10 protein-coding genes are annotated in these 14699 nt (G+C 65.8%); 9 read left to right on the forward strand and 1 reads right to left on the reverse strand.

Going from position 1 to position 14699, the window contains the following annotated elements; translation table 11 throughout:
• Positions 1-93 precede the first annotated feature (93 nt).
• From ACR80S_RS01980 to ACR80S_RS02005, 6 genes are all read left to right on the forward strand, one after another.
• Complete coding sequence (locus tag ACR80S_RS01980; RefSeq protein ID WP_435400427.1) at positions 94-1566, forward strand: biotin carboxylase; 1473 nt, start codon at positions 94-96, stop codon at positions 1564-1566.
• A gap of 47 nt (positions 1567-1613) precedes the next feature.
• The gene (locus ACR80S_RS01985) at positions 1614-2615 is read left to right on the forward strand and encodes a C45 family autoproteolytic acyltransferase/hydolase (RefSeq protein ID WP_435400426.1); all 1002 of its coding nucleotides are present in this window, start codon (positions 1614-1616) and stop codon (positions 2613-2615) included.
• A gap of 40 nt (positions 2616-2655) precedes the next feature.
• On the forward strand, positions 2656-5439 hold the full coding sequence (locus ACR80S_RS01990) for an aminotransferase class I/II-fold pyridoxal phosphate-dependent enzyme (RefSeq protein ID WP_435402418.1): 2784 nt from the start codon (positions 2656-2658) through the stop codon (positions 5437-5439).
• 209 nt (positions 5440-5648) lie between these two features.
• Positions 5649-7130, forward strand: coding sequence for an NAD-dependent succinate-semialdehyde dehydrogenase (locus ACR80S_RS01995; RefSeq protein WP_435402419.1), 1482 nt, complete (start codon positions 5649-5651; stop codon positions 7128-7130).
• A gap of 203 nt (positions 7131-7333) precedes the next feature.
• Positions 7334-8752, forward strand: coding sequence for an aminotransferase (locus tag ACR80S_RS02000; RefSeq protein WP_435402420.1), 1419 nt, complete (start codon positions 7334-7336; stop codon positions 8750-8752).
• A 165-nt stretch (positions 8753-8917) separates the two neighbouring features.
• Complete coding sequence (locus tag ACR80S_RS02005; protein ID WP_435402421.1) at positions 8918-9601, forward strand: haloacid dehalogenase type II; 684 nt, start codon at positions 8918-8920, stop codon at positions 9599-9601.
• A 98-nt stretch (positions 9602-9699) separates the two neighbouring features.
• Here the strand turns inward: ACR80S_RS02005 and ACR80S_RS02010 are convergent, their stop codons facing one another.
• Complete coding sequence (locus ACR80S_RS02010; protein ID WP_435402422.1) at positions 9700-10656, reverse strand: sulfurtransferase; 957 nt, start codon at positions 10654-10656, stop codon at positions 9700-9702.
• A 297-nt stretch (positions 10657-10953) separates the two neighbouring features.
• On the opposite strand from ACR80S_RS02010, the gene ACR80S_RS02015 reads away from it, so the two are divergent.
• The 3 genes from ACR80S_RS02015 to ACR80S_RS02025 all read left to right on the forward strand — a co-directional run bounded on the left by ACR80S_RS02015 (position 10954) and on the right by ACR80S_RS02025 (position 14601).
• Positions 10954-13332 (forward strand): PqqD family peptide modification chaperone, encoded by a 2379-nt coding sequence (locus ACR80S_RS02015; RefSeq protein WP_435402423.1) that lies wholly within the window; start codon positions 10954-10956, stop codon positions 13330-13332.
• A gap of 185 nt (positions 13333-13517) precedes the next feature.
• A complete protein-coding gene (locus tag ACR80S_RS02020; protein WP_435402424.1) occupies positions 13518-13919 on the forward strand; it encodes a hypothetical protein in 402 nt (133 codons plus the stop codon).
• Between the two features lie 106 nt (positions 13920-14025).
• Positions 14026-14601, forward strand: coding sequence for a DinB family protein (locus ACR80S_RS02025; RefSeq protein ID WP_435402425.1), 576 nt, complete (start codon positions 14026-14028; stop codon positions 14599-14601).
• The last annotated feature ends 98 nt before the right edge of the window (positions 14602-14699 follow it).

Consider the following 14699-nt stretch of genomic DNA (forward strand, 5'->3'; position numbering starts at 1 on the left):
TTCGGTCGCCGGGACTCCGCCTTCGCCACCGCGACACGGTCCACCGCGAGAGCGGCCGACGCTTTCCCATCCGCCATCGTTGGAGCAACAACAATGAACAAGATCACCAGCATTGCCGGTGTCCGCCGCCACTTCCTCAATAATAAGGAGCCGATCTACTTCATCTCGGCCACCAACTTCAACCTGCTCGGCATCGGCGATTGGGTGGGCAACTTCCGCCATATCAACTACATCGACTGTTTCGACGGCCAGCAGCGCAACGTCTTCGTGCCCAAGGAGAAGTTTCCCCGGGATTTCGAGAGCATCGAAGACATCAACAACTACCTCCTGGAGCACAAGGAGGTGATCGACTTTATCCAGTCGCGGGCCGATGGCGACATCGCGGGCACCGCCGCCTTCCTGATGTTCGACGAGCACACTGAGGAGGTGTGCGAGCAGCTGGGGCTCAAGGTCGCCTTCCCGCCGGCGACGCTGCGTCAGCGGATGGACAACAAGATCGAGACGGTGCGCATCGGCAACAAGGCCGGCGTGCCCAGCGTGCCCAACGTGCTGGCCAGGGTGGGCAGCTATCAGGAGCTCTGCGAGGTGAGTCAGGAGCTCGGCAATGACCTGGTGGTGCAGACCGCCTTCGGGGATTCCGGCCATACCACTTTCTTCATCGCCAGCGAGGACGACTACTACAAGCATGCCGAGGAGATCGAGGCCGAGGCCGAGGTCAAGATCATGAAGCGCATCAACTGCCGCGGCTCGGCCATCGAGGCCTGTGCCACCCGCTGCGGCACCGTGGTGGGGCCGCTGATGACCGAGCTGGTGGGCTTCAAGACGCTGACCCCCTACAAGGGCGGCTGGTGCGGCAACGAGATGTTCGCCGGGGCCTTCACCCAGGAGATTCGCGACAAGGCCCGGGAGTTCACCTTCCTGTTCGGTGAGGCGTTGCGGGAGGAGGGGTATCGCGGCTACTTCGAGCTCGACTTCCTGATCGACATGGACAACGGCGAGGTCTACCTGGGCGAGCTCAACCCGCGGGTCACCGGGGCCAGCTCGCTGACTAACGTGGCGGCCTTCGCCCACTCCGATATTCCGCTGTTCCTCTTCCATCTGCTGGAGTTCTCCGACGTCGACTTCGATCTCGATATCAACGAGATCAACGAGCGTTGGGCCCATCCCGAGAGCGTCGACAGTTGGAGCCAGCTGGTGATCAAGCACACCGACGAGAGCGTCGACCTACTGACCAGCGCCCCGCGTACCGGGGTATGGAAGATGACTGGCGACGGCAGCATCGCCTACGACCACTACAGCTATCACCCCCACGCCGCCGAGAACGACCAGGAGGGTTTCTTCCTGCGCATCAGCGGTGCCGGTGACTTCCGCTACGAGGGGGCCGATCTGGGCATCCTGATCACCCGCGGGCGGCTGATGGATGATGACTTCCAGCTCAACGAGCGGGCGAAAGCCTGGATCGACGGCATTCGCGGCCAGTATTCGGGGCAGTCACTGCAGGATCCCGTGGTGGAACAGGTCGCCGTCAGCCACGCCGTTGGCGGCGGCAACTTCAAGATCCTGTGAAGGGGGAGGGCGCCGCTTCTGTTCCCCAGGGGGCGGCGCCTATCAAAATGGACGATAAGACGCTGGTCTTTCGCACCCTGCACGAGGCGACGCCGGGCCCCAAGTGGCGGTCGATCTTCGATGCGCACTGGTCCGCCTACGAGGCCTGGTACCTGGCCGAGGGGGAGCGCGAGCGACCGGGGTATCTGGCCTGCCTCAACGCCCTGCGCCGGCACATGCCGGAGCTGCTGCCAACCTATCGTGCGCTGTGCGAGCTGGCCGGCGGCGGTGACCTGGCCTCCCGCTTCCTGAGCCTCTATCAACCGCCGCCCTACATCACCGGCTGCTCCCAGGCGGTGCTGGCTCGGCCGGGCAGCACCCTGCTGGCGCGCAACTACGATTACCCGCCGGAGCTCTGCGAGGGGTCCATCCTCTTTACCCGCTGGAATGGCCGCGGCGTGATTGCCATGTCTGACTGCCTGTGGGGCGTGCTCGACGGCATGAACGACCACGGGCTGGCCGTGTCTCTGGCCTTCGGCGGGCGCAAGGCGGTGGGGGATGGCTTCGGCGCACCGGTTATCCTGCGCTACCTGCTGGAGTTCTGCGACAGCGTGCCCGAGGCCGCCGAGGTGCTGGCGCGCGTGCCGACCCACATGGCCTACAACATCACCGTGGCCGACGCTGCCGGGCGCTACGTGACGGCGATGATCGGGCCGGACCGCCAGGCCAGCATCCGCCGGGTGCCGGTGGCCACCAACCACCAGAAACGCATCGAGTGGTACGCCCATGCGCTGGCCTCCGAGACGCTGATCCGTGAACGCCAGCTCTCCATCCTGGTGGACGACGAGGCCACCAGCGAGGCGCGTCTGGAGGCGGCCTTCTCGGCGCCGCCACTGTTCCGTCATGACTATCGCCGCGGCCTGGGCACCATCTATTCGGCCTTCTATCGACCCGCAGAGGGTAGCGTGCGCTACCACTGGCCCGGACTCGATCTGGACCTGAGCTTCGACCACTTTCCCGAAGAGTGGATCACCGTGCGCTATGGCGTGCTGGAAAGGTTCGGCCGCTGATCGATATCGACTACAACCATCATCATGGAAGGGTATCGCCATGCAAGAGACCAGCCAGACTGAAACGCCCTATACCGCGCTGGGCTTCTACCACAAGATCTCCCAGCTGCGTGCCGATACCTGGAACGCCCTCAAGCGTGACCTGGGACAGCTAGTGCGTCTGACCGATGACGCTCGGGTCAGAAACCTGGTGAAGGCGATCGACGTCAAGCTGACGCGGCTCGAGATCATCGAGGACTACCACGCCTTTCCCTCCAAGGAGGATTTCCGCCACCTCTGGTCGCTGTTCGATCGTGAGGAGTACGGGCTGCTGGAGAAGGTGGTCAAGCGCCTGGTGCGGGCGCTGATCAGCGAGTCCTACCGCCGGCGCCATGTCGATCTCAGCGAGACCGACGCCGGTGCCGAGGATATGGAGACCCTGGATGCCCTGGCCCAGCTGCGCCGCGGCCACCCGGCCTCCAACAGCGCTGCCCAGCCCTACTTCGAACTGCTGATCGTCGACAACCTCTCGGCCCCGGAAGAGGAGGTGGTGCGTGAGGCCTTCCACAACATGCGCCGCCCCGAGGACCGTTTCGTCTATGACGTGGTGACGGTGAGAAGCTTCGAGGATGCGCTCATCGCGGTGCTGGTCAACCCCAATATCCAGGCCTGCCTGATCCGCTATGAGTTCCCCTACAAGTCGAAGTACAACCTCAGCGCCCTGCGCAACTACCTCGAGGGGATCTCCGAGCAGTCCCTCGAACACCAGTCCGAGGCCGAGCGCAGCATCCTGCTGAGCAGCATGATTCACGAGCTGCGTCCCGAGATCGACCAGTTCCTGGTCACCAGCGGCGACGTGGAGGCCACGGCGAGCCGCGATATCCGTCATTTCAACCGCATCTTCTATCGCGAGACGGACTACATCGAGCAGCATCACACCATCCTGAGGGCCATCGACAACCGCTACCGCACTCCCTTCTTCGATGCCTTGCGCGAGTACAGCCGCAAGCCCACCGGGGTCTTCCACGCCATGCCCATCTCGCGGGGCAAGTCGATCACCCGCTCCCACTGGGCCGGGCAGATGATCGACTTCTACGGGATCAACATCTTCCTCGCCGAGACCTCGGCCACCTCCGGCGGCCTGGACTCCCTGCTGCAGCCCTACGGGCCGATCAAGAAGGCCCAGGAGTACGCCGCCCGGGCTTTCGGCGCGCGGCAGAGCTTCTTCGTCACCAACGGCACCTCCACCGCCAACAAGATCGTGGTGCAGGCACTGGTCAAGCCCTGCGACATCGTGCTGATCGACCGTGACTGCCACAAGTCGCATCACTACGGCATGGTATTGGCCGGGGCCCACGTCAGCTACCTGGACTCCTACCCGCTGCACGACTATTCCATGTATGGCGCGGTGCCGCTCAAGGAGATCAAGAAGACACTGCTCGAGTACAAGCGTTCGGGCCAGCTGCACAAGGTCAAGATGCTGCTGCTGACCAACTGCACCTTCGACGGCGTGGTCTACAACGTGCGTCGGGTGATGGAGGAGTGCCTGGCGATCAAGCCCGACCTGGTGTTCCTCTGGGACGAGGCGTGGTTCGCCTTCGCCGGCTTCAACCCCACCTACCGGCCGCGTACCGCCATGCATGCCGCCCGCACCCTGTGCGAGCGCTACCGCAGCGTGGCCTACCACGAGGAGTACGCGGCCTGGAAGGCGGAGTTCGACCAGCTCGATCCCGACGATGATGCCACCTGGCTCGACCGCCCGCTGATGCCGGATCCCGATCAAGTGCGCATCCGTGCCTATGCCACCCACTCTACTCACAAGACCCTGACCTCGCTGCGCCAGGGGTCGATGATCCACGTCTGGGACCAGGACTATCGCCAGAAGGTCGAGGCACCGTTCCACGAGGCCTATATGACCCATACCTCGACCTCGCCCAACTACCAGATCATCGCCTCGCTGGACGTGGGTCGCATGCAGGCCGAGATGGAGGGCTTCGAGCTGGTGCACGCTCAGGTCGAGGCGGCGCTGTCGCTGCGCGAGCAGCTATATACCCATCCGCTGCTGCAGAAATACTTCCGGGTGCTGATCAACAAGGACATGGTGCCGCTGGAGTACCGGCAGTCCGGGGTCGACACCTTCTACGACCCGGTCACCGGCTGGAACAAGATGGAGGAGGCCTGGGCCAACGACGAGTTCGTCGTCGACCCCAGCCGCATCACCATCGCCATCGGCACCACCGGGATCGACGGGGATACCTTCAAGAACGAATTCCTGATGAACAAGTACGGCATCCAGATCAACAAGACATCGCGCAACACCGTGCTGTTCATGACCAATATCGGCACCACCCGGGGGTCCATCGCCTACCTGCTCGACGTGCTGATCAAGCTGGCCAAGGAGTTCGAGGCCCGCTGGGATGAGAGCAGTCGGCCGGAGCGCAAGATCATCGAGAACCGCGTCCACTCGCTGACCCAGGAGCTGCCGCCGCTGCCGGACTTCAGCCGCTTCCACGACGCCTTCCGGCCGAACCCCGACGGCAATACCCCCGAGGGCGATATCCGCTGCGCCTACTTCCTGGCCTATGACGAGGTGAACACCGAGTACCTGCGCTTCGACAATGGCGAGGTGCAGGCGGCCATGCGGGCTGGTCGCGACGTGGTCTCGGCGAGCTTCGTGATCCCCTACCCGCCGGGCTTTCCGGTACTGGTCCCGGGCCAGGTGGTCAGCGAGGAGATCCTCTACTTCCTGCAGGCCCTGGACGTTACCGAGATCCACGGCTATCGCCCGGAGCTGGGTCTGCTGGTGTTCACCGAGGCGGCGCTGATCGATCCCGAGGCGGGCTGACGTCCCCCTTCGGAAAAAAACCTCCTGTCAGGTGTGGGCGGACAAAAAAAAGCGCATCCCCCTGGCGGGTTAACGAAAAGTCCCCGCCGTCCATCTGCCTTAAGATGAACCTACCGAGCCGCCCTGGAGGAGTTCCTTCAGGCGGCTCGACCGTTTCATCGACGCCGGCCTCCAACGTCAATACGGCCGGCGCCTCAGGGAGGTGCCGCATGACCCTATCCAGCAAGCTCAGTGACCCGCGTCTGTTCCGCCAGCACGCCTACGTGGACGGCAAGTGGACCCACGGTGAGGGCGGCCGCGAGGAGGCCGTGTTCGATCCGGCCACCGGCGAGGCGCTGGGGTACATCCCCTGGCTCGAGCCGCATCAGATCCGCGCCGCCGTGGACGCCGCCGAGGCCGCCTTCGTGCACTGGCGTGCGCTACGTGCCGACGAGCGCTGCGAGCGCCTGCTGGCCTGGTACGACCTGCTCCAGGCCAACCGCGAAGACCTGGCTATCCTGATGACCCTGGAACAGGGCAAGCCGCTGCCGGACGCTCGCGGCGAGGTGGAATATGGCGCCAGCTTCGTGCGCTGGTTCGCCGAGGAGGGCAAGCGCACCTTCGGCGAGACCATCCCCAGCCACATCCCCAACGCCGCCTTGGGTACCCTCAAGGAGCCGGTGGGCATTGCGGCGCTGATCACGCCCTGGAATTTCCCGCTGGCGATGATCACCCGCAAGGCGGCCGCCGCCATGGCCGCCGGCTGCCCGGTGATCGTCAAGCCGGCCGGCGAGACCCCCTTCTCGGCGCTGGCGCTGGCGGAGCTCGCCGAGCGCGCCGGCATCCCGGCGGGGGTGTTCAACGTGGTGCTGGGCGAGCCCGCCGAGGTGTCGCAGCTGCTGTGTGCCGAGCCCCGGGTCAAGGCGCTCTCTTTCACCGGCTCCACACGGGTCGGTCGCCTGCTGCTGGAGCAGTGCGCCAACACCGTCAAGCGGGTCTCGCTGGAGTTGGGTGGCGACGCGCCCTTCATCGTCGGGCCGGACATGGACCCGAAGGAGGCGGCCTTCGCCGCGGTGGCGGCCAAGTTCCAGACCTCGGGGCAGGACTGCCTGGCCGCGGACCGTATCCTGGTCCACGAATCGATCCACGACGCGTTCGTCGCCCACTTCGCCGAGCGCATGGCGGCGCTCACCGTGGGCAACGGCATGGAGAGCGAGGTCGACCTGGGCCCGCTGATCCACCGCCAAGCGGTAGACAAGGCCGCCGGCATCGTCGACGACGCCATCTCCAAGGGCGCCACCCTGGTGGCCGGCGATCAGCGCCAGGCGCCGGGCGAGAACTTCTTCATGCCGGTGCTGCTGACCGGGCTGACCCGCGATATGCGCCTGTGGCAGGAAGAGAGCTTCGCCCCCATCGCCGGCGTCATGGCCTATGCCGATGATGACGAGGCCATTGCCCTGGCCAACGACACCCAGTACGGTCTCGCCGCTTACGTCTACACCCACGATATTCGCCGCATCTGGAAGCTGCTGCGGGCCCTGGAGTTCGGGATGGTGTCGGTCAACTCGGTGAAGATGACCGGCCCGCCGGTGCCCTTTGGCGGCGTCAAGCAGTCGGGCCTGGGCCGCGAGGGCGGCATCACCGGCATCGATGAGTTTCTCGAGACCAAGTATTACTGCCTCGGCGCCCTGGGGTCCGTGTCGGGTAGCTAGCTGCGCTTCGGCCTGGCGTTGTTGAACCGCTGCCGCGAAATGCTCATGGACAACAGTCCACTCCGCTTTTCCGGCAGCGTTTCGCCTAGCCAGGCCTTTGATCGCAGAGCTCCCGGTTTGGTAGTCCACCGATTAGCAACACAAACGAAGATGAACATCTCCTCGGCGGGACGCCGGGGAGCCTTGAGAAAAGAGAGAACGAGATGAGCCAGCAGCACCAGGACCTGATCGACCGCGATCGCAAGGTGACCTTCCACGCTTCAAGCCATCTGCGCGACTTCGCCCACGGCGATGCGCCGGGACGCGTGATCACCGGTGGCAAGGGCATCCATATCCGCGACAAGGATGGCCGCGAGTTCATCGACGCCTTCGCCGGGCTCTACTGCGTCAACATCGGCTACGGTCGCACCGAGGTGGCCGAAGCCATCTACCAGCAGGCCCTGGAGCTCTCCTACTACCACACCTACGTGGGCCACTCCAACGAGCCGCAGATCGCCCTCTCCGAGAAGATCATCGAGCTCGCCGGCCCCGGCATGTCCAAGGTCTACTATGGCCTCGGCGGCAGCGATGCCAACGAGACCCAGCTCAAGATTGTGCGCTACTTCAACAACGTGCTGCGTCGCCCCCAGAAGAAGAAGGTCATTTCTCGCCAGCGCGGCTACCACGGCTCGGGCCTGGCCACCGGTTCCCTGACCGGCCTCAAGGCGTTCCACGACCAGTTCGACCTGCCGCTGTCCGGCATCCTGCATACCGAGGCGCCCTACTATTACCATCGCGCCGCGGAGCAGGAGGGCATGACCGAGCGGGAGTTCTCGCACTACTGTGCACAGAAGCTCGAGGAGATGATCCTGGCCGAGGGGCCGGAGACCGTGGCCGCCTTCATCGGCGAGCCGGTGCTCGGCACTGGCGGCATCGTGCCGCCGCCTGAGGGCTACTGGGAGGCGATCCAGGCGGTGCTGGCGAAATACGACGTGCTGCTGATCGCCGACGAGGTGGTGTGCGGCTTCGGGCGCATCGGCGCCGACTTCGGCAGCCACTTCTACGGCATCAAGCCCGACCTGATCACCGTCGCGAAGGGCCTGACCAGCGCCTACCAGCCGCTTTCCGGCGTGATCGTCGGTGACCGCGTCTGGGCGGTGCTGGAGCAGGGCGCCGGTCAGCACGGCCCCATCGGCCACGGCTGGACCTACTCCGGCCACGCCCTGGGCTGTGCGGCGGCGCTGGCCAACCTGGCGATCATCGAGCGCGAGGGCCTCACCGTGAACGCCCGTGATACCGGCGGCTACCTGCAGCAGGTCATGGCCACCGCCTTCGGTGACCATCCCATCGTCGGCCACGTGCGCGGCGTGGGCATGCTGGCGGCCCTGGAGTTCTCCGTGAATCCCGAGCAGCGCAAGCACTTCGATCCGGCGCTCAAGGTCGGCCCGCGTATCGCCGCCGCCGCGCTGGACGAGAACCTGATCGCCCGCGCCATGCCCCAGGGCGACATCCTCGGCTTCGCGCCGCCGCTGATCGCCACCCGCGCCGAGGTCGACGAGATCGTCGCCCGTACCCGCCGGGCGGTGAACAGGGTCACCGACGAGCTGGTGCGCGAGGGCGCCGTGCAGGCCCTGCGCGCCTGATACCAAACGTCCGCCGTCCACAAGGGCAGGAGCGCGCCGCGGGGGAGACCTCGCGGCGCGCTCCTGTTCAGGACGCTTGTGTTCGAAGCATGAGCGGACAGAGCTTGAGCCACGAACCCCGGGGCCTCATGCTCGATGTCGATACCCCACCGAGGAGCGTGAACGATGGCAACGGTACTGGCCTTCGATGTCTACGGCACCCTAATCGACACCCATGGCGTGGTGGCCGAGCTGGAAACACGGCTCGGCGCGGCCGGCAAGGGAGAGCTGGCCGCGGAGTTCTCGCGGCGCTGGCGGGACAAACAGCTGGAGTACAGCTTCCGGCGGGGCCTGATGGGCGCCTACGTGCCCTTCGACCAGTGCACCCGGGAGGCGCTGGAGTTCACCGACCGCGCCCTGCAGACCCGTCTGGCCGATGTCGACAAGGAGCACCTGATGGCGATCTACGCCAGGCTGCCGGCCTTTGCCGAGGCCGCCGGGGCCCTGGAGCGCCTGGCCGAGGCGGGGGTGCGCTGCGTGGCCTTCTCCAATGGCACCTCGGAGGCGGTGGAGGGGTTGCTCAAGCAGGCGGGGATTCGCGGGCACTTCGATGACGTGGTCAGTGTCGACGAGATCAAGCGCTTCAAGCCGGACCCGGCGGTCTATGCGCACCTGCGCAACCGTCTCGAGGTGGCGCCGGGGGATACCTGGCTGATCTCCAGCAACCCCTTCGACGTGATCGGGGCCCGCCATGCCGGCCTGCACGCCACCTGGGTGCGTCGCAGCCTGGAGGCACCCTTCGACCCCTGGGGCGTCGAGCCGGACATGACCGTCGCCGACCTCGACGCCTTGGCCGAGCGGTTGGGATAGCTCCAGACGGCCGGTACCACAGGCCATACACAAGCTCCCCGCGGCCCTTGGGACGCGGGGTGTTGCTTTATCGGGGGAGCCAGGCGAGCCGGGTGGCCTCAGTTGATCAGTTCCCCCACGCTGACGATGCCACCGTCGGCCAGCTGCATGGGGCGCGCGTCGTCCTGAGTCCACTCGGCCATGGAGCCGTCGTACATGGTGACGTTCTCCAAGCCGCCGAGCTCGCTGAGCTGGAACCAGCCGCTGGCGGCCCAGTGGCCGGTGTTGCAGAAGGCCACGGTGGGAGCCTGGCGATCCAGCCCCACTGCATCGATAGTGGCGTTCAGCCGCTCGGGCTCCAGGTAGTAGGCGCCATCGCCCTCGACCAGGGCGCCGTCATGGGGCAGGTTGACCGACCCCGGGATGGTGCCAGGGGCGCGGGTCGCCGGCGACTGGGTCTCGCCGGTGAAGAAGCCCGGCGGACGGGCATCCACCAGCGGCTCACCGGCCTGGCGGGCCGCTTCCACCTCCTCGGTGGTGGCCAGCAGCGGCTCCTGCAGCGTCCCCGAGAAGTCGGCTGTCTCCGGGGCGCTCGCCGATCCGCTGGCGACTTCGAAGCCCTGTTGCTCCCAGCCGGCGAAGCCGCCGTTGAGGATCGTCACCTCGTCGTGGCCCAGCACCTTGAAGGTCCAGTAGATCCGCGCGGCGCTGCCGAAATCGGTGGGCCCCGTGCCGCCGGCGACCACCACCACGGTGTCGTCGTTGGCGATGCCCAGACCGCCGATCAGCGCCTCCAGGTCGGCGACGTCCGAGAGCAGGCCGGCCACGTTGCCGCGTGTTTCACGCCAGCCGGCATCGGTATAGCTGCTGTAGCGGCTGCCGGGAATACGGGCGGACTCGAAGGCGGCATGGTCGCCGCCGTCATCGATGGAAGAGCGTACGTCGAGCACCACCAGGCCATCGCTGCCCAACTGCTCGTTGAGCCACTCGGCCTCGACCAGCGGTGCGGGGTGTAGGGCGTAGACCGGGCCGGCAATGGCCAGGGCGCTCGCGGCCAGGATCAGTCGGGATCGCATAAGGAATCTTCCTCGTCGGAAATGGAGCATGACCGTCATCCTGCAACGGGATAGCGCTTCCTCGCCAAGAAGGCTTTCTGACACAGATATTCTATCATAGTATATAAATAAATTTGAATATTCTATTCATGTGATACTGCTGGAGGCTGACTCCGAGGAGTGTGTCGACGGCAATTTAAGGTTGTCAGCGACAGATCGCATGGGAGTTGCTATCGCTGTAAGGAGCCTGCACATCCGACGACACACTTACAAGGGTGCACACCATCACCTTCGCTACGGCGGAGAGGAGACTCCCGCATGATCGAGCAGCATTCGCCGACCCGGCGTTTCTGGCTGGGCGGCCAACGAGCCGCCGAGCAGGATCGTTTTTTCCGCGAGGCCCTGGAACTGCTGGGCTGGGAGGCCGGGGACGAGCAGGACTGGGACGCCGGCTGGGTCACCGGCATGCCGGATTCCGCGCAGTTCCGGCGGGTCTCGCCGGCACGCCGGATCAACCACTTCCCGGGCAATGCCGCGCTGACCGTCAAGAGCCGTCTCCACGAGAGTCTCTCCACGCTTCGCGAGCGCATCATGGAGAGCTACGGCGCAGAGAGTGAACAGGCGTCGCGGCTGGCGTTCTTTCCACGTTCCTGGGTAATGCCCCACGACTACCACGCCCTGCAGGCGGCGGCCCTGGCCAACCCCGGCCAGCGCTGGATCCTCAAGCCGACCAATGCCTCCAAGGGCAAGGGCGTGCGGGTGCTGCGCGACCCGGGCGATGCGCCGCTGGCACGCGACTGGATGGTGCAGGAATACCTGGCGAACCCCCATACCATTCGCGGACACAAGTATGTGCTGCGTCTCTATGTGCTGATCAGTTCGCTTGAACCGCTGCGCGTCTATCTCTACCGGCAGGGCTTTGCCAAGCTGGCCTCGGAGCCCTGGGATCCCGATGACACCGACAACCCCTACAGCCAGTTGACCAACCCGGACATCAATGCCCTCAATGACCGCGTCGAGGTGCCGGTGGAGTTCATCGACCTCGACCGCTATCGAGCCTGGCTGCGCGATCAGGGGCATGACGACGATCGTCTCTTCGCCCGTATCCACGACCTGGTGGCCCTGACGGCCATCGCGGCGGTAGACGCCATGCGCCAACGCACCGCCGAGGTGGGGGCCGACCCGCGCGGCTGCTACGAGCTGCTGGGGCTCGACTGCCTGGTAGACGATACCCTCACGCCCTGGATACTCGAGTGCAATCTCAGCCCGTCGCTGGGGATCTGCGCCTCCCCGGAGCATGGCGGGCGGGTCGAGGAGGCGGTCAAGGGTGGCCTGGTGCGCGATATGGTCAGGCTGCTGGATCTTGCCGGCATTGACGCCACACCGACGGCAGCCGGCGAAGGGGATACCATGGCTCGCCTGGTCGCCGAGACCGAGGCGGAGCAGTCACGGGCCGGGGGCTTCCTGCGTCTACTGCCTTCGGAGACGCCATCCCGCTACTTGCCGTTTTTTTTGCTGCCTAGCCTGGACGACCTGCAATTGGCCGAGGGACTGGCGCGGCAGCCTGTAACGCGGCCTGTGCTGCGCCGTCGCCATGCGGCGGAGCTTCTGCAGGATGACCAGCTTGCACTGTATGCCACCCGCAGCGGGCGTTACTACCGGCCCAACGAGACGGCAACCTTGATCTGGCTGCTGGCCACCGAGGGGCTCGACCCCGACGCCATTGTCCAGGCGCTGCTGGCCGCCACGGAGGGGGGCGGCACGCCGGCCCCACAAGCGCTGCGCAAGGAGGTCTGGTCCACCCTGGGGGACTGGTGCCGCGAGGGGTTGCTTTGCCAGCGTGGGGAAGCGATGGTCATGAGGCCGGATAATGTCGCCACACTGGCCGAGCCGGTGGCGGAGTCTCCCGAGGAACGCCTCATGCAGCTGAACCACGATGGCCGACGCTGGTCGCTTAACATCAGCAGCCCTGCCGCCCTGACCAGGCTATCGGCGATGTTCAAAGAGCGACTCGCGCCGCTGGACGACGCGATGGCTAGCCGGTTGCCCCGCCTGGCCGTGTTGCGCGAGACGGCCGGCTATGCCCTGGTGGCCGACGATGAGGTGGTCAGGTCACGACTGACACTGACTCAACTCACCCCGGCCCTGCTGGCACACCTCGTCATCCAGGCCGCGCGGCCCGGTCACCCGGTGATCGACGCCCACCTGCTGGTCACCAAGGAAGGGGGCGGCGTGCTCTGCCTGATGTTCGACGAGACCGAGTGCCAGGAGATGATCCAGCGGTTGAAGGCAACGAGCGCGACGCTGACCCGCGGCGTGCGGTTGTCTCTGTCGGCCCCCGAGGTGGCCGAGCCGCTGGGCCTGCCGTTGATGACCCTCTCCGGCGACCCCTGGCCGATGCCGCCTCCCAGGGTGGCGATCCGCGGGGTGCTGGTGCCCGCCGATACCGACGATTTTCTGGCCAACGCCGGTGTGCTGGATGTGCTCGGTGCCCTGCTACCGTGCTGTGTCGCGGCACCGGGCGAGACCCTGACGCCAGACGAGGTGGCCGACTTGGGCGAGTGGGTGGCCAGACTGGAGCGCCTTGCCGTGGGGGACTCTGATCACGACAACGTTTCCGTCTCCCTGGCCGACTGGCTGGCCAGCCCAGTCGAATCCGACGCCCGTATTGTCGACCCCGCCGTGGCGAGGGGATGAGAGGCATCGGGTGCTAGCAAGTCGCCTGGCCAGTCACGGGGTACCGAGCTGATGGCGATGCCCGTTCGCAAGGCGTCGCCGAGGGAAAGCCAGCCCCACCATGGAGGCTGACTTTACTGTACGGCGGCATGCGTTTGCATATCGCCTAGCGCATCGCGAGATGCACCATTGAAGAGGTCATGACCATGACACTACAAGACGAGAAACGCCGTAACCTGCTGGGGCGGCTGGGTCGCCGGCTGGGATACGCGACGCCGGCGCTGCTGCTGGTCGCCAGCGGTGCTGCCTTCCAGGCGGTGGCCAGCGACACGGCCGCCGAGCCCACCTATACCAGCGGCCAGGAAGCGCCCCTGATGCTGGCCGAGGCTCACCACGCCGACCCGGAAACCGAAGCGGCAGGCGAGGCGGCAGGAGAAATCGAGCGTGAAGATGTCGCAGAGGCCGAGGGTGAGGCTGTCATAGAGAGCGAGGGGACGGCGGAAGATGAACCCGAGCATGAGGCTTTAGGAGAGAAGGAGAGTGGGGCCGAAGGCGAGGATGAAGCAGCTGAAGCCGAGGCCGAAGCGGAAGGCGAAGCCGGGAACTGACGCTCAACAATCGACAGGCTGAAGGCCGGGCCGTGCGCCATGGGCGCCGGTCCGGACTTCCCCGATGCTTCAGCGCCACCCGCTCAGGAATCAGGAGATCCCGGCGATGACACAGCCTTCACTTGAATTGTCCCCCTCTCTGGAAGGGCTCATCGAGGAGAATCTCCTGGCGCTTGCCCAGCTGAGGGGGCTGCTGCATGAGTTGATGCCTGCCACTTACCGACAGCCCTCCGGTCCGGGGGGCCGTCACACCCTTGGCGTGCACGTTCGTCACATCATCGATCACTATGATGCACTGCTCGCCGGCCTGGAAGGCGCCGGGGGGGAGCAAATCGACTATGAGCATCGCCGCCGTGACGAGATGCTCGAACATTGGCCAACCCGGGCCTCAGAGCGGCTGGCCTCCCTCGAGGCCTCGCTGATAGCGCTGGTCGACCGACAGCCGTCGTCTCGACTGACCCTGGACTACCCCCTCGATGAGGACCGCCTGTCACTCGGCTCCACTATCGAGCGAGAGCTGGCCTTCCTGACCAGCCATACGATCCACCATATGGCGATCCTCGCCCTGCTGGCCGAGCGGCTCGGGGTCTCACTGCCCGAGTCCTTCGGCGTCCACCCTTCGACCCTGCGCCACTGGCGGCGGGAAGCCATGCGGGTGCCCGTCACGGCTGAGGGGGTGTGATGGCCGCGGCGCTTTTCGCCATTGTTGATCAGTCTATGGACGTCAGTTGGTTGTCACTGGCGCCCTCATCGAAGTCGGTCTCGAAGCGCTCTCCTGAC

The organism is Halomonas salsilacus (genome assembly GCF_051216275.1).
Classification (GTDB): Bacteria; Pseudomonadota; Gammaproteobacteria; order Pseudomonadales; family Halomonadaceae; genus Halomonas.

What these genes read in the sequence shown, in the direction of transcription:
- ACR80S_RS01990 (WP_435402418.1), top strand. Translation starts at nt 2,656, where the DNA reads ATGCAAGAGACCAGCCAGACTGAAACGCCCTATACCGCGCTGGGCTTC.
- ACR80S_RS02010 (WP_435402422.1), bottom strand. Translation starts at nt 10,656, where the DNA reads ATGCGATCCCGACTGATCCTGGCCGCGAGCGCCCTGGCCATTGCCGGC.
- ACR80S_RS02025 (WP_435402425.1), top strand. Translation starts at nt 14,026, where the DNA reads ATGACACAGCCTTCACTTGAATTGTCCCCCTCTCTGGAAGGGCTCATC.
- ACR80S_RS02020 (WP_435402424.1), top strand. Translation starts at nt 13,518, where the DNA reads ATGACACTACAAGACGAGAAACGCCGTAACCTGCTGGGGCGGCTGGGT.
- ACR80S_RS01995 (WP_435402419.1), top strand. Translation starts at nt 5,649, where the DNA reads ATGACCCTATCCAGCAAGCTCAGTGACCCGCGTCTGTTCCGCCAGCAC.
- ACR80S_RS02015 (WP_435402423.1), top strand. Translation starts at nt 10,954, where the DNA reads ATGATCGAGCAGCATTCGCCGACCCGGCGTTTCTGGCTGGGCGGCCAA.
- ACR80S_RS01985 (WP_435400426.1), top strand. Translation starts at nt 1,614, where the DNA reads ATGGACGATAAGACGCTGGTCTTTCGCACCCTGCACGAGGCGACGCCG.
- ACR80S_RS02005 (WP_435402421.1), top strand. Translation starts at nt 8,918, where the DNA reads ATGGCAACGGTACTGGCCTTCGATGTCTACGGCACCCTAATCGACACC.
- ACR80S_RS02000 (WP_435402420.1), top strand. Translation starts at nt 7,334, where the DNA reads ATGAGCCAGCAGCACCAGGACCTGATCGACCGCGATCGCAAGGTGACC.
- ACR80S_RS01980 (WP_435400427.1), top strand. Translation starts at nt 94, where the DNA reads ATGAACAAGATCACCAGCATTGCCGGTGTCCGCCGCCACTTCCTCAAT.